This is a genomic window from Streptococcus parasanguinis (assembly GCF_032163505.1).
Lineage (GTDB): Bacteria > Bacillota > Bacilli > Lactobacillales > Streptococcaceae > Streptococcus > Streptococcus parasanguinis_V.
The window spans coordinates 281,140-300,205 of record NZ_CP134147.1 but is presented as its reverse complement, the minus strand read 5'-3'; the positions used below and the strand labels follow the sequence as shown (position 1 = coordinate 300,205).

General features: G+C 44.0%; 14 protein-coding genes. 1 reads left to right on the top strand and 13 read right to left on the bottom strand.

Annotated elements, in window-relative coordinates; genetic code table 11:
- Positions 1-2: 2 nt before the first annotated feature.
- The 6 genes from essC to RIN70_RS01625 form a co-directional block, all read right to left on the bottom strand.
- Positions 3-4,403: a type VII secretion protein EssC gene (gene essC / locus RIN70_RS01650; RefSeq protein WP_313790626.1), complete on the bottom strand. Its 4,401-nt coding sequence runs from the start codon at positions 4,401-4,403 to the stop codon at positions 3-5.
- 3 nt (positions 4,404-4,406) lie between these two features.
- Positions 4,407-5,696 (bottom strand): type VII secretion protein EssB, encoded by a 1,290-nt coding sequence (essB, locus tag RIN70_RS01645; RefSeq protein ID WP_313790625.1) that lies wholly within the window; start codon positions 5,694-5,696, stop codon positions 4,407-4,409.
- Between the two features lies 1 nt (position 5,697).
- Positions 5,698-5,940 (bottom strand): EsaB/YukD family protein, encoded by a 243-nt coding sequence (locus tag RIN70_RS01640; RefSeq protein ID WP_003013697.1) that lies wholly within the window; start codon positions 5,938-5,940, stop codon positions 5,698-5,700.
- On the bottom strand, positions 5,941-6,396 hold the full coding sequence (essA, locus tag RIN70_RS01635; RefSeq protein ID WP_313790624.1) for a type VII secretion protein EssA: 456 nt from the start codon (positions 6,394-6,396) through the stop codon (positions 5,941-5,943).
- Positions 6,393-9,416 carry a type VII secretion protein EsaA gene (gene esaA, locus RIN70_RS01630; RefSeq protein WP_313790623.1) on the bottom strand — a complete coding sequence of 1,008 codons (3,024 nt, stop codon included), beginning with the start codon at positions 9,414-9,416 and terminating at the stop codon, positions 6,393-6,395. Before esaA ends, essA begins: the two co-directional genes overlap by 4 nt.
- Positions 9,417-9,547: 131 nt before the next feature.
- Positions 9,548-9,835 (bottom strand): WXG100 family type VII secretion target, encoded by a 288-nt coding sequence (locus RIN70_RS01625; RefSeq protein ID WP_031576577.1) that lies wholly within the window; start codon positions 9,833-9,835, stop codon positions 9,548-9,550.
- A gap of 477 nt (positions 9,836-10,312) precedes the next feature.
- Here RIN70_RS01625 and RIN70_RS01620 point away from each other — a divergent pair, with 477 nt between their 5' ends.
- Positions 10,313-10,873 (top strand): hypothetical protein, encoded by a 561-nt coding sequence (locus RIN70_RS01620; RefSeq protein WP_031576579.1) that lies wholly within the window; start codon positions 10,313-10,315, stop codon positions 10,871-10,873.
- A gap of 54 nt (positions 10,874-10,927) precedes the next feature.
- Here the strand turns inward: RIN70_RS01620 and RIN70_RS01615 are convergent, their stop codons facing one another.
- The 7 genes from RIN70_RS01615 to RIN70_RS01585 all read right to left on the bottom strand — a co-directional run bounded on the left by RIN70_RS01615 (position 10,928) and on the right by RIN70_RS01585 (position 18,890).
- Positions 10,928-12,778, bottom strand: coding sequence for a proline--tRNA ligase (locus RIN70_RS01615; protein WP_251457133.1), 1,851 nt, complete (start codon positions 12,776-12,778; stop codon positions 10,928-10,930).
- Positions 12,779-12,793: 15 nt separating this feature from the next.
- The gene (rseP, locus tag RIN70_RS01610; protein ID WP_021154371.1) at positions 12,794-14,053 is read right to left on the bottom strand and encodes an RIP metalloprotease RseP; all 1,260 of its coding nucleotides are present in this window, start codon (positions 14,051-14,053) and stop codon (positions 12,794-12,796) included.
- A gap of 36 nt (positions 14,054-14,089) precedes the next feature.
- Complete coding sequence (locus RIN70_RS01605) at positions 14,090-14,893, bottom strand: phosphatidate cytidylyltransferase (RefSeq protein ID WP_023919527.1); 804 nt, start codon at positions 14,891-14,893, stop codon at positions 14,090-14,092.
- 9 nt (positions 14,894-14,902) lie between these two features.
- Entirely contained in the window at positions 14,903-15,652 is a 750-nt protein-coding gene (locus RIN70_RS01600; protein ID WP_003009971.1) for an undecaprenyl pyrophosphate synthase, read from the bottom strand.
- Between the two features lie 154 nt (positions 15,653-15,806).
- A complete protein-coding gene (yajC, locus tag RIN70_RS01595; RefSeq protein WP_003004444.1) occupies positions 15,807-16,133 on the bottom strand; it encodes a preprotein translocase subunit YajC in 327 nt (108 codons plus the stop codon).
- 156 nt (positions 16,134-16,289) lie between these two features.
- Positions 16,290-16,535 (bottom strand): hypothetical protein, encoded by a 246-nt coding sequence (locus RIN70_RS01590; protein WP_003009969.1) that lies wholly within the window; start codon positions 16,533-16,535, stop codon positions 16,290-16,292.
- A gap of 225 nt (positions 16,536-16,760) precedes the next feature.
- On the bottom strand, positions 16,761-18,890 hold the full coding sequence (locus RIN70_RS01585; protein ID WP_070845809.1) for an AAA family ATPase: 2,130 nt from the start codon (positions 18,888-18,890) through the stop codon (positions 16,761-16,763).
- Positions 18,891-19,066: the final 176 nt, after the last annotated feature.

The window sequence follows — 19,066 nt, the reverse complement described above, 5'->3', positions numbered from 1 at the left end:
TTCTATTTCATTAATACTTTCACTTTTCTTACAAATCCATCTTCTACATAGTAGTTCACCTGGCTATCAAGTGGTTCTTCACGGACTGGTCGATTGATAACATTTAGGACACTTTGGTCTGTAATCCGCATGGCCACGATCGCTTGTTTATAGAGTTTGATAGATTTTGATACTTCGTCAATTTTTCGATTCAACTGACTACCACTCATGGCTACTGTAGCATAGCCTGCACGCGCCCCTTTTTCAAGGACATAGTTTAGACTAGATTGCAGATCCATACCTAGATCATTCATAAGTTCTAGCTGATTGTATAGCACAATCGTTGCTTCATGTTGCGATTTCTGCTGTTCCAATCTCAATTGGATATTTTCTTCCATTTTCTTGATTCCAGCTACATAGTCTTCCTTCGTAGAGAGAATCGTCACACCTTCCATCTCTGGCAATTCATTGTAGGCTGGCACCAACACAATCACCTTTTGCTTACTATGAGCAATTTGTTTGACGAATTGTGTCATTTGTTCTTCTTTGTCTGTCAGATAGAGAAGGTTGCCTTTCTTGAGATCCCATGTTACCGGTTCAACTGTCTCCAGATCCAAGCCGAGTGGTACTTTTCCTTCATCCAGCAAGGCTGCTACATCCTCACGTCCATAGAAGGCTGCTTCTGTCAACTCATCTGGCACCATTGGAATGCCTACTGGTGTGCGGCCAGTCCACATCTCTTTGAGGCTTTGGACTTGGTCGCGGAGGTTGTTGATGATTTGGATATCATTGTCCCCTGCGACGGGTAGGGCGAATTGGACGACATCGACTTCGTCACGTTTCATGAGGGCCCGTCCCTTGATGTCTTCCATGGTAGACGCCAGTGGGGTTGCTCCCACGATACCGCGGACTTCAGAGATATCATTTTGTGGCAAGGTCAGCTGGTGCTTGAAGTTGGAATAGAGCTGAGCTCGTAGGTTGTTCTGACGGCTAGCTGTGATGATCAAGTGTACACCGATGCTGAGACCTTCACGGGAGATCCGCATGAAGAGCTTGAAGAGGTCAGTCTCATAGGGCTCGTCCTTCATGGACTCATAGCTATCCATGAGGATGACCATAGTTGGCTCTTGCTTACCGGTCACTTCACGGTAGAGGGCGATGGTGCCGACCCCATGCTCAGAGAGGAGCTTCTTACGACGATCCAACTCGCGGTTGATGATCCGGATGAATTTCTGGATTTTCTCCGTCTGATCGAGCAGCAGGCTATCGGCCACATGTGGCAATTGGCTCAAGGGTGCTAGACCGTTAGTTCCGAAATCAAGCAGATACATGGTCAGATTTTCTGGACTCTGCTTGCGGGCCAGATCCATTGCGACTGTCTGAAGGAAAGTCGTCTTTCCTGTACCTGGACTTCCGTAAAGGAGGATATTGCCATCTTTTGACAGATCGATGGCGACAGCTTCTTGCTTTTGCGCTTGCGGGATATCGGCGACCCCGATCAGGACGCTTGGAGCTGTCCGTTTTTGCCAAGCCTCGATTGGCACGACCTTGTCCAACTCATCCAGCGTAATCCGCTCTTTGAGCGGTGGCAACCATGGTTGGGCCACAGCTGCGATACCTTCTTGTTGATGCAAGTGGTTGATTTCCTGTACGATGACATCCAGCTCTGTTGGCACTTCCTTGATTTCTTCTGCCATATCCAGACCAGAGAGGTCTTGGTTAAGGACTTCGTATTGGCCCAGTTCATTGATCAAGTAGATGGTATGGTCTTCGATCCCTAGCTGGTCCTTCTCAGGCTGGTAGTCTGCTCCTGACCAAGCGGTTTGGAAGAGTTCATAGACTTCGTTATTCCCGACTTGGAGGTAGGCCCGACCGGTCTGGGTGATCTCAGCCGCATCTGCTGTCCGCAGCATCTCCATAGAGTCTCCACGGTCTGCCACCTTGAGGGCTAGCTTGAAGCGGGAGTTGGACCAGATCTGGTCATCCACGACCCCAGAAGGTTTTTGCGTCGCAAGGATCAAGTGTACCCCGAGGGAACGCCCGACACGCGCGATAGAGACCAATTCCTTGATGAAGTCTGGTTGGTTGACCTTGAGTTCGGCGAACTCGTCACTGATCAAGAAGAGGTGAGGAAGCGGTTCTGTCGCTTCACCCAGTTTAAATTTCTTTTGGTATTGGTTGATATGGTTGACCCCATATTGGCCAAAGAGGCGCTCCCGACGATGGATCTCCGCATTGATAGAGGCCAAGGCCCGCATAGACTGGGCACCATCCAAGTTGGTGATGGTCCCAAGCAAGTGAGGCAGATCCTTGAAGAGGTTGGCCATTCCCCCACCCTTGTAGTCGATGAGAAGGAAAGCCACATCGTGGGGGTGGAAGTTGACAGCAAGGCTCAGGATATAAGACTGAATGGTTTCAGACTTACCAGAACCGGTTGTCCCTGCGATCAAACCGTGGGGGCCATGAGCTTTTTCATGGAGATTGAGATAGACCAAATCGTCCTTCCCGCGCAGACCGATCGGCACGGCCAAACTTTGGTAAGGGGCATGGCTCTCCCAACGACTCAAGACCTTAAGGTCATTGAAAGTTTCCGCTTGGTACATTTCAAGGAAGGTCACCGAGTCTGGAATTGAGCTCTTGAGCTGTTGGATATGCTTAAGAGGGGCTAGGCCACGCGAGATGGCTTCCTTGTCATAACCTTCAGGGAAGTGATCCAATTGGAAGTCGAGTTCCCGAAGAACCCCTTCTTGCAAGAGCAATTGCCCTTGGTTGCGGTCCTTGATAGAGATAACGGTTTGGATATTTTCAGAAAGAGATGAGAGCACGTCTGCCACATAGATGATGGAGCAGCCGAGCTCTGTCGGATCCTCACGGAAGAACTCCATGCTGACATGGTCCAAAATCAAAGTCTCATCGGTGATGAGGACCACATAGTGCGGGTGGAAGATCTTGGTATCATTGGCTTTTTCTTCCTCTTTTTGCGCCTTGCGGAGCTTGAGGATCTGGTTGAGACTGTTCAAGACCTGATCACGTGTCCTCTGATTGTAGACAAAGCTACGGACATTCATGTCTTGTAGGGTCGCATGAGGCAACCAGCGCATCCAATCCCAGTTTTCTTTTTCTTCTTCTGGAATGATCGGAATAATGGTCAGATCATGGTAAGAGTGAAAGACAGCCAATTGGGCAACGAGGAGTTGCAACTGCTCGAGCACGATGGGACGAGGGCCGACATACCCTACGGGACCCCGATTGAGGCTGGCTACAATCGGAAGATTGTCGATTTTTTGATGAACTTGGAACAGGGCGTAGCCTTCTTCTTCCAAGACATCTTTCTTCCCACTGCGTTCTTCCTGACCATATTTGAGCTCATAGCTGGTTGGAACCTTGCCCAAGCCCAAACGATAGGCCAAAAAGTCAAAATGAAGCGGTGTTTTTTCGTAGATCCGCGAGTCATAGCGTTTGACCATCTTAGTCAAGTCTGCAATCGCCGGGAAATGGTAAAACATGCCTTCTCGCTGTTTCCGAGATAGCTGTTCCAAGTCCTTGGCCTTGTCCTTGAGATAGAGATGGTAGAGCTCCACGCGCTCTTTCTTATCTTCTTTATATTTCTTACGATTCTTGAAAAATCCTTGTACTGAAAAGATCACACTGACCACAGACATGGATACCGTCGCGATGATATAGAGCCCCCGCGGTTGGAAAATGGTGATCAAGAGGGTCACCCCAACCATGATGAGGGGGGGCATGATCAACTTCAAGAGTTCATCGGAAGGTTTTTGGGGTTCCGCACCCGGAGGATTGATCAGGATCTTGTCTTCTGAGCTCCGGTAGATGATCCGCGGAGACCGGTGGTACTCTGGGTAGTCCTTGTATAAGTCGTAACGCGAATGCAAGCGAGGCACCAGATAAGGACTCACTTCGACAGTCCCTTCCACGCCAAATTCTTCCGGATAGAGCTTAAAGGTCACATCTTCAATAGCCAGCTCATCCCCAAAAGCCAGTGGAAACGTCGCTTCAGTGACGAGTTTGTGGTTATGGTAGAGTTTTCCTGATAGGAGCTGACAAGCCCAGGTCTGGTCTTTTTTCACAAGGAGAAAGCGCACTGGATAGTGCAAGCGCACATCCGCACCTTGCTCATCTGCTACCAGGATTTCTTCCTTGTCGAGCAGCTCATAGGTATGGACTTCTCCTGTCGCTAAGTAGCAGACCACATCCCCAAGGATTTTGCTATTTTCAAGCACGCCCTTATCTTCCCCATACTGGTAGAAGATTTCTCCTTGACTCCATTGGAAATGAAGGGGATTTTCTTGCGAAGCCAGGGTCAACTGAGCTGTTTCTTGATTCGATACGGTCGCTGTTTTCCCCTCTTCTAGCGCTAGCTCATAGCGAAAACCTTTTTTATAGAGTATGATACGTTTTTTCATAGACTACTCCTTGTGGTCGCTAGACTCAGTCGAGCTTGCAGTTGTAGAAGACGAACTTTCTGTTGAGGAGCCTTCTGTAGATGAAGCTGTTGTTGAGCTGCTAGTGGAAGATTTGGTTTCATCTGTCTCTGCTTCCAAGAGTTTAGAGCGGGCATCCCAGTATTTCTTGTATTCGCCCTCAAGCTCAGAGAGTTTCTTCTCGCGCTGTTCACCAGAGAGTTTTTCGCTATCACGTGTCGCCTTGATTTCTTTACGAAGGGCATAGATAATCAAGTCTGAATCGTCGATCCGCTTGGCTGTATCCAGCGCTTGGGTAAAGTCATGACGTCCGATATAGATCCAGTAGTGGAGATAGAGGCTATCTGACTTGAGCGTGACGTTATTGAGGATGACCTTCTTTTGATCCTCTGAGAAATTCAAGCCTTGCAAATAAGACGTTGCCAACTCATATTTCTGTGTCGTTGGAAGACTGCTTGGAGCTACTCCTTCCAACTCATCGATCACACCGGTGTAGTCTACTTTAAGAAAAGCTGTATCCGCTTGAAGCAACTTTTCTTTAAAGGGTGCTTGGAAAAAGACCAAATAAATCAAAGGCAAGAGTAAGAGGGCCACTACAGCTGAAAGCCATACTGTTGCCAACTTAAAGATTCGGTGTTGACGGCTTGAAACCAAGGTCAAGGTTTTTTCTTCCTCTTCCTTGCGTTCTTGGTAGGCTTTCTCTAAGAGAGCTTTCATCTCTTCTAAGCTAGCGGCATCACGGATTTCCACCAAGAAATCTGGCAGATCTTCTAATTCAAGCGTGCCTTGATAGAGCTCCATGAAATCCCAGTCCCCAAAAAGAGTGACCGCATAGCACTTGGCCTGACGCAAGAACTCAACCTGATCCCACTTGCGTGGCACCATCATTCCCGGAACCCCGCGGTAAGCGATCTTGACTTGCGCATCCTTGGTCACAAACAAATTGATGGGATGCAACATAAAGGTCACTGGAAGCTCCAAGGCTGGCGCCAAATCCAAGACATTGATAGCTAGACGCAGACGGTCTGAAACCGGTAATGCCTGGATTTCTTCTGCACTCAAGCCCAGAGCATCTGTCTGATAGGTCAGATGAATCTGGTCTTGATCCGCTGTCATACTTTGCTCTAAAAACAAGGGATGATGGAGATCCAAAATCCATAAATTGCGTAAATCCTGGCTATCCACTTCTGAACGCTTAAGGTCCAGCTGCCAGCTCGTGTCTTCTTTTTCAAAACGGAAGACTTGTTCTTCCAGTGTAAATTGTTCTTCTTTCACCTTACCACTCCTCAATCTCGATCAGATCACCACTCGTGATCGGATACTCTTGTACCACCTTGCCTTCATCTAGCAAGATGCCTTTATTTACCACGCGCAACTGATACTTGCTTCTAGGCTCCATGGCAGACCCAAAGATCTGATCCAATTCCCGAATCAAGCGTCGCACCTCCATCCGCGTTGGGATTCGGAGGTCATGGCTTGCACCATTCATACGGAAGGTGACATTGATATGTTGGTCCATTTAGGCCTCTTTTCTATAGATTCGATAGGAAATATAGCCAGCAATCCCAAAGAGAAGAGCACTCCAAGCCAGCATTTGCAAGGCTGGAATATAATCCGACAAGCTGGCCGAATTGTCCTCCACATTGGACTCGAATTTAGATAATTTTTGATTTTCAGGCTGGAACAGGTCCGCTTCAGGCCCCGTTTTTTTCTTTCCCTTTATAGCAGAAAACAACTGGCCGTCTGAATCGGTCAATTGTTTCTCTTGCTTGCGTTTTTCATCTGCTAATTTTTTCTGATCCTTCTCATTGAAAAGAGACTCAGTCGCATCCAATTGGCCCCCAAGTGTCTTTTCCTGCTCTGTCTCAAGACGTGAGTTGTTGACCTGCAGACGATTATCAATAAAATCATCTGCAGAAACAGCAACTACTGGAATGAGACTAAAGACAAAGAGAAGATACATCATTTTTTTCATAAGCTTGATTCAATTTCCTTTGTTTGAGTAAACTTCTTTGGAATGAAGATATTGGCAACCGCCAAAAGTCCGAAGAAGACCAACAATCCGAAGAAGACGCCGATACCGGCTGTTTGTCCATCAAAGTAACCCGCAAACTGTCCTTCTAAAATAGAAAGGAGGTTAACATTTTTCACCAGTGCTGGAAGGCCTGACAAGGTCGCGGTCGTTCCGATCGCACTTGATAGGTAGACATAGCTGATCAACATGAAGAAGGCCAGTCCCATTCCAATCACACGGAAGTGTTTCAAGAGAAGGTATTGCAGTTGTACCAAGACAAAGCTTGCTAGAACCGCTAAGAATACCCATGAAGGTACATATTCACGACCAACAGAGAGTTGAATACTTGAAATCATTCCGATCACCAGTCCAAGGATGAGAGAAAGTCCCACAAGGACACCGACAGACAAGAGATCTGATTCTTGCAAGCGATCCAATTTGAAACGATCCTTAACCTTACGGATGATTGGCTGAGTCGCAAAAAGATAAGCTGTAAAGAGGCTCAAGACTTCCAACATAAAGATCCAGATAAATGGACGGTAGACGTTGATGGTCGCTTTCACAGAAGACGATTTCTCTGCAACTGGATTTGACAAGAAGTCAAGCAAGACTTCATTCGGCACTCCGTTTTCATAGGCATTGTTGAAGACCTTACGGAAGGCTTCGACGAAGTTCCCGTTTTCAGACAATTCCTTGTCGAATTCACCCATCAAACTTTCCGCATTGCTAGACAATTTCTCTGTATTGCCTTGGGCTTTTTCCAATTCTTTGTTCAATTGACTAAAGATTTCATTGGTAGAGTTAGCAGCTTCTACATTGCTACGAGATGAGCTCTTAACGCCTTCTGTCGAGCTCAATAATGACGTGTATTCAGAACCAAGGGCTGACAAATCTGCATCGGTCTTGGTTTGAGCCTGTGTCACTGTTTCTTGTGATTTTGAGATCTCTTCTAAACGTTTTTGAAGCTCTGCATATTGCGTCAATTGATCGTTGATATTTTGGGTTAGATCCTTGTTGGTGTTTTCGATCGCTTGAAGATTGGCCTGCAATTGTGGTCCCAAGTCTTGCAACTGTTGGAGTGTACCATCTAACTGGGCTTTCACACTCTTCGTTGCATCCCCAGATTCATCCGTTTCAATACTCTTACGGTAGTCCTTCATGTTACTTGAAACAGCAGCCTTCACGATGTCGACCAAAGCGTTTGTCAAATCCATATCTTCGATTGGATCATAGAGCGAATGACGATCTCCCTTTTCATCTTCTGGATAGTAGGCATCGATCAATGCTCCTGCGCGTTGATAATCCAAGGCGATTTCACTAGCTTTCGATGCATAGTTGGCGACAGCTGTTTTCAAATCTTCTGCAGATACGGTCACACTGGTTGAAGAAACTCCATTCACAAGAACTTCAACATCAATCGTGCTTGGCATAGTTCCCCCATCTTCAGCGAGGTGAATTTGAATTTGTTTGCCATCTTTCAGTTCGACTTCCTGCTCGCCGCTACCTGCATAAGTATGTCCATCATAGGTCCAAGTATCAACCTTGACTCCTGCTGGCACTTGGATGCTAACCTTCTGTTTTCCAGATTTAGCATTGAGGACATCCGCAACTACCGTTGATTTGGCATCCACTTCTGCAGCCAATCGTTTTAATTCATCGGCATTCCCTTTTGCTTGCGCCTTCGTTCCAGCAAAAGCACTATCAAAATTAATCGCTGCGTTGAGATTCCCATACTTATTCAGATTAAGACTAGCAGGGTCTAAAGACGGAAGTTTTTCAATCGCTTGACGAATGTCATCATCCGCTTTATCTCGAGCCTTGCTGATAGTTTCGATTTTTGGTTTTCCAAGCAAGGTACGAAGAGTGACTTTGTCTCCTTCTTTTAGACCATAGTAGTCAAGGATCTTCGTTTTTACAGAAGACTCGATGTTCTTTTCGTGCTCATCTAATTTGTCGCGTTCTGCCTTGATCCCTTTTTCGAGGTCTGCCACACGATCATTCACATCTTTTGTCAAGCCTGCATAAGTCTTGGTACCTGAAGCATCTCCTTCTGTTTCAGTTGGTTGACTCAATTGTTTGGTAATTGCTTCTTGGTTTTGTTGTAGATTCTTATACAACTCTTGGGTCTTTTCACTGACAACAGACTGGTTCATAGACATCAGCTGGTTCATGAACTCTTCATGGCTGATCTTGTCCTCAGAGCGTTGTTTGATCAATGTGTCGAAGTTTTGACCGTACTGATCCTGAGATTGGGTCAATTGATCAAAAGCCTGTGTATAAGACTCAAGGACTGTCTTCAAAGCATTGTTCGACTCGACAGAAGACGTAGACAAGCTATAGAGACTTGGAAAGATATTCTTCGAATCTAAAGCCGAATCCAGCAAGTTGCTTCGGTATGAACCAATGTTGGTAGATTGAATTTTGTTACTTGTTTCCACGTTCTTCTGAGCTGTATAAAGGTTGCTCAAAATGCTGACCATATACATATCAACCAACTGGCTATTCAAGTCTGAAACGATATCTTTAGCGACTTTATTGGCCTCGTTTTCAACCTGAGAATTTCCAGCCGCATTGACCTTATACGTCACCGTGGTCTTCTCTGCATTAACCGCATTCACTTCCAAGACCTTCTCTGAGAAGTCACTTGGAATGACAATCATCAACTGGTACTTGCCATCTGCAAGCCCTGACTCAGCGGCTCCACGAGGGAGTACAGACCAGTTTTGCGAATTATCCCGTTCGATATTCTTTACATAGCTAGCCCCAAGGTTGTATTCTTTATCATTCAGTTTGACCGCTTTGTCTTCATTGACAACCGCAATATTAAGCTTGGTGTTTTCTGTCGTTTGTACGGTCTTGGCTTCGTTTTGCTTTTGGTCCTTTTGAACCGTCGTATAAAGACCCACTACAGATCCCATCAAAAGGAGCACAACTGCACTCTGACCGATGTATTTTAACCATTTTTTATTTTTAACTTCCATACCTTTTCCTTTTTCTAATTCATAGATACAAAATAGGGGTTAGGAATTAAGAATCTAACCCCTATTTTCTATATATCAAAAGACAAAAGGGTGATCTACCTACAAGAAGTAAGATCACCTCCAAGACTATCTTAGTGGATTTGTGCAGCGATATCTTGGTCAGTTTGTTCAACGATATCAGCAACTTTGATCAATTGAGCGTTGATGTCTTCCAACAATTGAGCGAATTGTTTGATTTTTGGAGACAATTCGTTGAATTGTGCTTCAAAGCTATCAAATGCAGATCCATCCCAGTTTGCGTCGATGACTTGTTGTTCATGAGTCAAAGTGTTAAGGATTTGATCGATTTCTTGAGAACCTTGTGCATAGCGTTGTGCTGATTGACGTAGTTCTTCTGGAGTTAATTTAATTTGAGCCATATGTTTCTCCTTTTGGGCTGATACCCTTATATTTTTTTCATAAACAATACATTTTAGTACGAATTAGTAAAATGCCAGATAACTGTATATTTTACCTTTTGCTCCCTTTTTGTATTATTTACTTAAAAATATCTTAATGAAATATTGCCAGAATGTCAAGTTTAGAGGGCTAACTGATAAAACATTGTAACTTTGTTACAATTGTGTAACATTTTGTCACAAACCTGTAATATATTTTCTGAATTCCTTGCCCCAGTAGTCTCCAACTAGTATTATTTCTGGAAAGAAAAGAAGACACTCTGTCCTTTTACATTAACTCAACACATAGATAAAAATTGTTGATTTTAGGTGTTTTTAAAAGCAAATTTTGAAGATTTTTGTATATTTTTTCATTTTTAAAACTTTTATGGTATAATGAAACCTGTTCAAAACTTGTTTCATACAAGATCGAACACCATTAACCTATAAGGAGTTTCTATGAAAAAAATATTATTGACCTCTATCTGCCTCCTAGCCCTCACTGCATGTAGCCAGGGCCAAGCAGAAAAAGGAAAAGCTTCAACAACATCTAGCCAAAGCACTTCCCAAGTGAAAAAAGAAAAAGAAGAGAACGTTCGAACCAAAACTTTCTCCACAGAACTTAACGATCACCATCAAAACAAAATTCAAATCGGCTACAAAAAAGATGAAATTGTCTCTTTTACTTTTCTTAGTTTTGAACCCATTTCCTCAGATTTGCAAGACATGGATCTTTCCGAGTTAAAGGAAATCTACCAAGAAGAATTAGAACATAGCGATATCTATAAAAGCTTAAATGGCAAGCCTGGTCTTAGCTTCCGCATTCAAATTTCGAAAGATAAACAATCCTATGCCAAGGTCTTACAAGCTGACTTCTCAAAAATCAAGAAAGATGAGTTTGCTTCCATCTACGGGGATCAAGGGGAGGAAGAAACAGCTGAGTTCAAGAAATACCTCAATGGCAAACCTCAAGATCTCTTTACCTATTTCAAAGATCAAGGCCTCAAAGAAGAAAAATAAATAGAGCTTCCTGAGTTTCATCACCACACTGGTGAGAGCTCAGAAAGCTTTTTCTTATTTGTTCAAGATTGAAAGGGTTTCAAGGAGATTGTCCGCATGAACTTCGATGGTATCTCCTGTTGCTTTGATTTTCACTTCTACGATACCTTCTGCTGCTTTTTTACCAACTGTGACACGAATTGGAAGCCCAATCAAATCACTATCGCTGAATTTGACACCAGCTCGCTCATTTCGGTCATCCACCAAGACTTCGTAACCTTTATTAACCAAGGCTTCTTCAATCCTATTGGTCAAAGCAAGACTTGCTTCATCCTTGACATTGACTGGAATCAAATGCACATCAAATGGCGCCAATTCTTTAGGGAAGTTAATTCCCCAAGCGTAACGGTATTCCCCTTTTGGAGTCTTATTGACAAAGAGGCGTGCATGTTGCTCCATAACAGCTGAAAGAAGACGGCTGACACCGATTCCGTAGCAGCCCATGATGATTGGAACTGCACGACCGTTTTCGTCCAAGACATCTGCTCCCATGCTAGCTGAGTAGCGTGTGCCGAGTTTGAAAATGTGACCGATTTCGATCCCACGTGCAAAGTTCAAGACCCCTTTCCCATCTGGTGAGATTTCGCCTTCACGAACTTCACGAATATCCACGTATTCTGCAGTAAAGTCACGTCCTGGGTTGACACCAATCAAGTGGTAGCCTGTTTCATTGGCACCGACTACTGCATTACGGCTGTCTTGTACCTTGCGGTCTGCGATAATCTTAACATTTTCAGGAAGATCAACTGGACCGAGAGAGCCAAAATCAGCTCCTAATAATTCTTTCACTTCCACTTCGGTTGCAGGTTCAAAGAAATCTGCGCCGAGGTGGTTTTTCAACTTCACTTCATTGAGCTGATCATTGCCTACAAGAAGGGCAACAACTGGCTCTTCATCTGCAATGTAAACCAAAGTCTTGATAGTCGCTTCTTCTGGAACATTCAAGAAGGCTGCCACTTCATCAATGGATTTGACACCTGGCGTTTCTACGCGTTTTACTTCTTCTTCCGCTACAACACGGTTGCTTGGTTTGTATTCATTGGTAGCCATTTCCAAGTTGGCAGCATAGGTTGATTCACTTGAATAGGCAATGGTATCTTCCCCAGAAACCATCCATTTGAGCAATTCTGCTTTGATTTCTTCTTGGACTTCTGCTGGGATCTCATCAAAGGAAGCCACTGATTTGTCTAAAACAACCCAACGATCCAAGTCTGTACGAGCAGGTGTAACAGCCATAAACTCTTGGCTATCTTTTCCGCCCATGGCACCACCATCACCGATGATGGCTTTGTAGTCGATGCCACTGCGTGTGAAGATCCGCTCATAAGCTGCCTTGTATTCATCATAAGTGACATCCAAGCTATCGTAGTTCGCATGGAAGCTATAACCATCTTTCATAATGAACTCACGGGTCCGAAGAAGACCGTTCCGTGGGCGTTTTTCATCGCGGTATTTTGGTTGAATTTGGTAGAGATTCAACGGCAATTGTTTGTAAGATTTTACTGAGTCGCGCACAATAGCGGTAAAGGTTTCTTCGTGAGTTGGACCTAAGATAAAGTCAGAGCCTTCACGGTTTTTCAACTTATAGAGGTCTTCCCCGTAAGTTTCGTAACGACCAGATTCACGCCAGAGATCCGCACTCAAAAGGGCTGGAGCAAGCATTTCTACTGCTCCAATTTTTTCGAATTCTTGGCGCATGATGCCTTTTGCTTTTTCAATCACTCGATTTGCTAATGGCAGATAAGAATAGACACCAGCTGATACTTGGCGAACATATCCTGCACGCAACATCAAAGCATGGCTAATGACTTGGGCATCGCTTGGCATTTCGCGAAGCGTTGGAATCAACATTTTACTTTGTTTCATGGACAATATCCTTTTCTATTTCAAAAATAATTTCATAATATCATTCCAGGTGACAGCAATCATCAAAATAACCATTACAGCTACACCTGCAAGCGTCATATAGGTTTCTACTTCTTGTTTCAGTGGCTTTCTCCGGACGACCTCGATCAAATTGATCAAGATTTTTCCTCCATCCAAAGCGGGAATCGGGATTAGATTGAAGATCCCAATATTAATAGAGAGCATGGCCATAAGAGACAAGACTGCTGGAATTCCTAATTGAGCAGCTTGTGAGCTGGCATTGTAGATGGCAACCGGACCACCCAGTTTATTGAGACTAAAGTGGAAAATGATATCTTTCAAAGCTCCCAAAATCCGTGTCGCTGTATTCCAGGTATCTGTAAAACCAGACAAGAGTTTATCCACAAATCCTGTCTTGAGGCCATTTGTCACACCCAGATAGTAACGATTCCCTGACTTGGTTGGCTTTACTTTAACTTCTTTTTCTTGGCCGTCTGTTTTGACTTTCAGGGTCAATTCAGGAGCCGTCTTGCTGTCCTTGGTTGCTTTCTCGACAGCATCAGTCAGCTCATCCCAGTTGCTAACGGTATCGTTGTTAACTTGAAGGATCTGAACGTTGCTTTTGACACCGACCTTAGCCAGCGCCCCATCGGGTGCCACCTGAACATTGTTGCTGTAGTAGTCAATCGCACCACCGCGCATAAAGGCTAGAAGTGAGTAGACGACAATACTGAGGATAAAGTTGTTCATAGGACCCGCAAAGTTGGTGATCAACCGTCCCCAAATGCTGGCATTCTGATACTGAACATCTCTCGGCGCAATCCGCACTTCTGTCCCATCTTCCTCAACAATGGTCGCATCATGATCGACATCATAAGTCTTAGTCTCATCGAGAACCAAGCCCGTAATTTCCAGTTTGTCTTCAAAGTCAAACTGGGTAACATTCATGGGAAGGGCTGTCTGATCCAGATTCTTTCCTGAAAGATTGATCCGGACGACCTTACCAGCCTCATTTAGCGTCAAGCTGACAGGCGTTCCGGTTTTAATCTCAGTTGTATCCTCACCCCAGCCAGCCATCCGAACATAGCCACCTAAAGGTAGAATGCGAATCGTATAGGCTGTTCCATCTTGACCAATATGGGCAAAGATCTTTGGACCCATCCCGATCGAGAATTCTCGCACCAGGATGCCCGATTTTTTTGCAAAATAGAAATGACCAAACTCGTGAACGAGAACGATCACTCCAAAAATAACAATAAAGGCAATAAACTGCATCGTTCTATACGTGGTTTCCTTTCTATCTCTTCTGTCTTAGAACAAGCCCAAGAAATGCATCAAGGGAAAGACAAAAATCAAACTATCAAAACGGTCTAGAACACCGCCATGTCCTGGAATAAATTTCCCAGAATCTTTCACACCGAAGTGGCGTTTAATCGCACTCTCTACCAGATCTCCAAACTGACCTGCGATACTAAAGAGGATGGTAAAGAAGATCATAGCAAGAAAACCATGTCCACCCGCCACAGAACGATCCACGATCATATAGATCACAGTTACCGCAACTGCAGACAAGATTCCCCCAAGACTGCCTTCAATCGTTTTATTAGGAGAAACCGCAGGCATGAGCTTGCGTTTCCCAAACCGACTTCCTACTAAATAGGCACCGGAATCTGTCGCCCAAACAATAAAGAGGGCTAAAAGAACCTTATCAATACCAGCAATTCGCGCATCTACTAAGGAATGGAAACCAAGTCCAACATAAAAGCTAGACGCAATGGGATAGACCACATCTTCATAATTGTAATTCTGAGCAAGAACAGTTGTTCCCATGAGAATCAAGACAACCAAACCATAAGCAATCATATTGCCATCTGCTGGAAGGTAAGGGAGGTAGTCCTCGATCGGCAACGTCAGGACAAAGGCCGCTAACATGGCTAGCGCTCCTTCAAAGGTCGCTGTCTCAAGCCCCTTCATCTTGAGCAATTCATGAACCCCTAGCATGGCGATCAAGCCAATCACAATCTGGAAGAACACCCCTCCAACCATTACTGTTGGAATGAAAAAGAGCAGGGCAATTCCTCCAAAAATCACACGTTTTTGTAAATCTTTCGTCATCATCTTCTCCTAAACACCACCAAATCTCCGATGGCGATGGCTATATTCTACTATGGCACTTCGTAGTGCTTCCTCTCCAAAATCTGGCCACATCACATCTGTGAAATACAACTCACTGTATGCAGCCTGCCAAGGGAGGAAATTACTCAAACGGATCTCTCCGCTGGTACGGATAATCAAATCCGGGTCCCTTAGGACGCGTGGCAAACTCTCGGTATAGAGAGAATCTGCGATCATCTCTTCTGTGATATCTTCTGGACTGAACTTCGCATCCAAGACTTCTTGGGCGATCTGCTTCACTGCCTGAGTGATCTCAGCACGTCCACCATAATTGAGTGCGAAATTCAGGATCAAGCCTGTATTGAGATGGGTCATCGCTTCTGCTCTTTCCAAAGCCTCTAGCGTTTCTTTTGGTAATTTCTTGGTATCACCGATCATTTGAATCTTGACATTGTTGCGATGCAATTCGGGGACGAAACGATCATAAAACTCGACCGGCAAGTGCATGATGAACTTGACTTCATCTTCAGGGCGTGTCCAGTTTTCCGTAGAAAAGGCATAGACCGTCAAGACCTGAACCCCCATATTTTTTGCTGCAATCGTCACTTCTTGGAGAGCTTCCATCCCTGCCTTATGACCGAAGACGCGCGGTTGCATCCGCTTTTTCGCCCAGCGACCATTGCCATCCATAATGATCCCAATGTGTTTCGGGACTTCTAAAGGTATCTCGATTTTTTCTTTTTTCTTAAAACGAAACATGTTTTTCTACCTATTTCAATATTTATCGCTTCATTATACCATAAATCCCCATAAAATAGGGACTCTGGCCTCTTTTTTGAACCAGCAGGACTTTCCTTCATCACATCGTCCTATTTGCCCACCAAAAAAGAGGCCCTTGCCTCTTCTTTGATGATTATTCTTCGATGGCTGAATCAGCATCTGAGCTAGCACCTTCTGTCGCAGTAGCTGAGATTCCTTCTGATACAGGAAGAACTGTTTTGATCGCTCCCAATTCAAAGGTCAGGTAGACACCATCAACATCCAAGACAACGGTCTTGCGGTCTGTATCGACTTCATCGATGGTTCCGTACAAGCCACCAATCGTGATGACTTCATTTCCTTTTTGAAGTTTATTCAAACTTTCCATCCGTTTTTGGTACTGTTTCTTTTGGCTACGGCTCATGAAGTACATCAAACCGACCATAAGAACGAGCATAATTAGCAAACTTCCGCCTTGCATATGTTTCTCCTTTAATTTTCATATATGCTATACTATATCAAATTTCGCCCGTCTTTTCAAGTTTTCCCATCCTCTTCAAGTAAAATCAGACTCCAGTCTCAGAGAGGAGGCAAGTTTTGCTGAAAAAGAAAAAAACCACGAAAAGTGGGCTACTGACTAGTCAATCGTAATGCCATACTTTTCATGATTCTCATCATACCAATCAATCAAGGCCAAAGCCGTTTGATAGGTAATATTTTTGATTTTACTCGTTCCCTTCGTCAAAGTCGCCAAGCTCATTTTGCTGATGTTTGTTTCAGTTGCGACACGATAGCTCGTCAAGCGACCGTCAACCATCAGTTGAACAACGGCTTCCACTTTTCTGTATTCGGGAGTTGAGTAGATATCAATTGTATTGCTCATCTTACTTCCATTCCTCAAATTTTATTCTTGTATAGATTATATACTTATTTTCTTTATTTATTAATAATTTTGCTCAAATTGGATTAATTTCACTAATTATTGATGTTTTTCCACCCCAAATAGGAGGATTTTGGCCTTATACGGCGAATAATTTCCCCCAGGTGGGAAGAAAAAATAAAGACTGCTATATGATAGCAGCCTCTATTTTTCACAAACTAATTCGCCTTAGTCTGCTTGTTTATCAGTGTTTTCTTCCTTCTTTGTGTCTTTTTCTCTAATCACAAGGACACCATCTTCCATGTCTGCTTCAAGATGTTTAGCATCCAAGTTATCCAAGTGGAAGTCTGTGACTTTGTCACGGATTTGTTGTTCAACTACCCGACGGAGTGGACGAACTCCCATCACTTCATCATAACCTTCTTCAGTCATATATTCTTTGGCTGCATCGCTCACTGCCAAGTCGATTTCTTTCTTAGAAAGGGTCTTATTGACATCTACCAACATCAAATCAACAATCTTAGAAAGGTCTTCCTTGCTCAAGTGTGAGAATTCAATGACAGCGTTGAAACGGTTCAAGAATTCTGGACGGAAGTAAGGTTTCAAACGATCCATGAGTTCTGGTTTATCCGCATCTTCTGTCAAGTTGGCTTCGTAACCAAAGCCAGCGTTTGAAGTGGCGATAATCACAGTGTTCTTGAAGTTTACAGTGTTCCCTTGACCATCAGTCAAACGACCATCATCCAAAACTTGGAGAAGAAGTGTGATCACTTGAGGGTCAGCCTTTTCAATTTCATCGAGAAGGACGATTGAGTAAGGGTTACGGCGAACACGTTCTGTCAAAGTATTGCTATTGTCATCGTAACCAACATAACCAGCAGTTGTACCAATCAATTTAGAAACGGCTGTGCGGTCGCTATATTCTGACATGTCCAAACGGATGATCGCATCTTTGGTTCCGAACATATCAAGAGCCAATTGTTTAGCCAACTCAGTCTTACCAACACCAGTAGGACCTACAAAGAGGAAGCTACCGATTGGGCGGTTACCTTCGTCAAATCCTGCACGGTTCCGACGGATAGCACGTGCCACTGCTTCAACGGCTTTATCTTGACCGATAACCTTGGTTTGCAAACGGTGACCCATATCTTTCAAACGTTCGATATCAGTTGCACCCATTTGTGACACTGGAATACCCGTCATCCGTTCTACAGATTCGGCCACATCGTTGATTGTTGCTGTTACTTTATGGTCTTCCGTATGGTTTTCAATTTTCTTTTCAAGTTCTTCGATACGAACTTTTGCATTAAGAGCTGCTTCGTAATCTTCTTTAGCAGCTGCAGCTTCTTGTTTAGCTTTTTCTTCTTCAATTTCATGTTCCACAGCATGGACATCTGTTACTGGATGTTGGGCTGCCAAGTGAGCAGCTGTCACATCGACCAAGTCAATGGCCTTATCAGGCAAGCTACGTTGTGGAATGTATTGGATCGAATAATCAACCGCTGCTTTCAAAACTTCATCTGGCAAGATGACATTGTGGTGTTTTTCATAAAGATCACGGATCCCTTGGAGAATCTTGAAAGTATCTTCAGCTGATGGAGCATTGACTTTCACTTCGTTGAAACGACGAGCAAGAGCTGCATTCTTCAAGATGGTGTTACGGTATTCATCTTGAGTAGTTGCCCCAATGACTGTCAATTCCCCACGTGAAAGAGCAGGTTTGATGATATCCGCAAGACCTTTAGAGCCTTGACCATCACCTGTGCTACCTGCACCAAGGATTTGATGGATTTCATCAAAGAAGAGAATAACATTTCCCATAGCTTTGACTTCTTGGATCAGATTTTGAATATTTTCTTCAAAGCTACCACGGTATTGCGTACCAGCTTCTAGACCAGAAATATCAATCGAGATGATTTCTTTGTTTTTGATAGCCGCTGGAACATCCCCGTTCACAATAGCTTGTGCCAAACCTTCTACAACTGCTGTTTTACCAACACCGGCATCCCCTACAAGGACAGGGTTGTTCTTGGTACGACGAGACAAGATTTCAGCAGTTTCTTGAATTTCTTTATTACGTCCGATGACCGGATCCAATTTTCCTTCACGAGCTTCTTCGGTCAAGTTACGACCAAGTTTTGCAAGGATCCCATCTTGTTTCATTCCTTTACCTTGATGGTGTTGCACTTGCTCACTTCCTTCATTTGGAAGTTGACCAGTTTGGCGGTAAATAGCGAATTCTTCTGGTGTCACTTCACGACCGTTGATCATGTAGCGACGGCTTTCAGAACGAAAACCACCCATGTTTCCCATTAGTTGATTGAAAAGATCATCCATATTGTTAAAGTTGTTGTTCATATTGTATACCTCTAATTTACATAATTTTAATTCATTCTTGAAAATTAGCAGACCAATTGGCTGCTGTTTGATTGTTTACATAATTTTAATTCATTTATTTAATAATAGCCCTACAGGCTAACAGTTTCTATTTTTCCTTTTATCAATTAGTTGTCTTAATTCTGGAAATAGCATAT

Excerpts from the sequence above, each read along its gene's own strand:
- essC (WP_313790626.1), bottom strand. The coding sequence starts at position 4,403 with ATGAAAAAACGTATCATACTCTATAAAAAAGGTTTTCGCTATGAGCTA.
- RIN70_RS01640 (WP_003013697.1), bottom strand. The coding sequence starts at position 5,940 with ATGGACCAACATATCAATGTCACCTTCCGTATGAATGGTGCAAGCCAT.
- essA (WP_313790624.1), bottom strand. The coding sequence starts at position 6,396 with ATGAAAAAAATGATGTATCTTCTCTTTGTCTTTAGTCTCATTCCAGTA.
- esaA (WP_313790623.1), bottom strand. The coding sequence starts at position 9,416 with ATGGAAGTTAAAAATAAAAAATGGTTAAAATACATCGGTCAGAGTGCA.
- RIN70_RS01625 (WP_031576577.1), bottom strand. The coding sequence starts at position 9,835 with ATGGCTCAAATTAAATTAACTCCAGAAGAACTACGTCAATCAGCACAA.
- RIN70_RS01620 (WP_031576579.1), top strand. The coding sequence starts at position 10,313 with ATGAAAAAAATATTATTGACCTCTATCTGCCTCCTAGCCCTCACTGCA.
- RIN70_RS01615 (WP_251457133.1), bottom strand. The coding sequence starts at position 12,778 with ATGAAACAAAGTAAAATGTTGATTCCAACGCTTCGCGAAATGCCAAGC.
- rseP (WP_021154371.1), bottom strand. The coding sequence starts at position 14,053 with ATGCAGTTTATTGCCTTTATTGTTATTTTTGGAGTGATCGTTCTCGTT.
- RIN70_RS01605 (WP_023919527.1), bottom strand. The coding sequence starts at position 14,893 with ATGACGAAAGATTTACAAAAACGTGTGATTTTTGGAGGAATTGCCCTG.
- RIN70_RS01600 (WP_003009971.1), bottom strand. The coding sequence starts at position 15,652 with ATGTTTCGTTTTAAGAAAAAAGAAAAAATCGAGATACCTTTAGAAGTC.
- yajC (WP_003004444.1), bottom strand. The coding sequence starts at position 16,133 with ATGCAAGGCGGAAGTTTGCTAATTATGCTCGTTCTTATGGTCGGTTTG.
- RIN70_RS01590 (WP_003009969.1), bottom strand. The coding sequence starts at position 16,535 with ATGAGCAATACAATTGATATCTACTCAACTCCCGAATACAGAAAAGTG.
- RIN70_RS01585 (WP_070845809.1), bottom strand. The coding sequence starts at position 18,890 with ATGAACAACAACTTTAACAATATGGATGATCTTTTCAATCAACTAATG.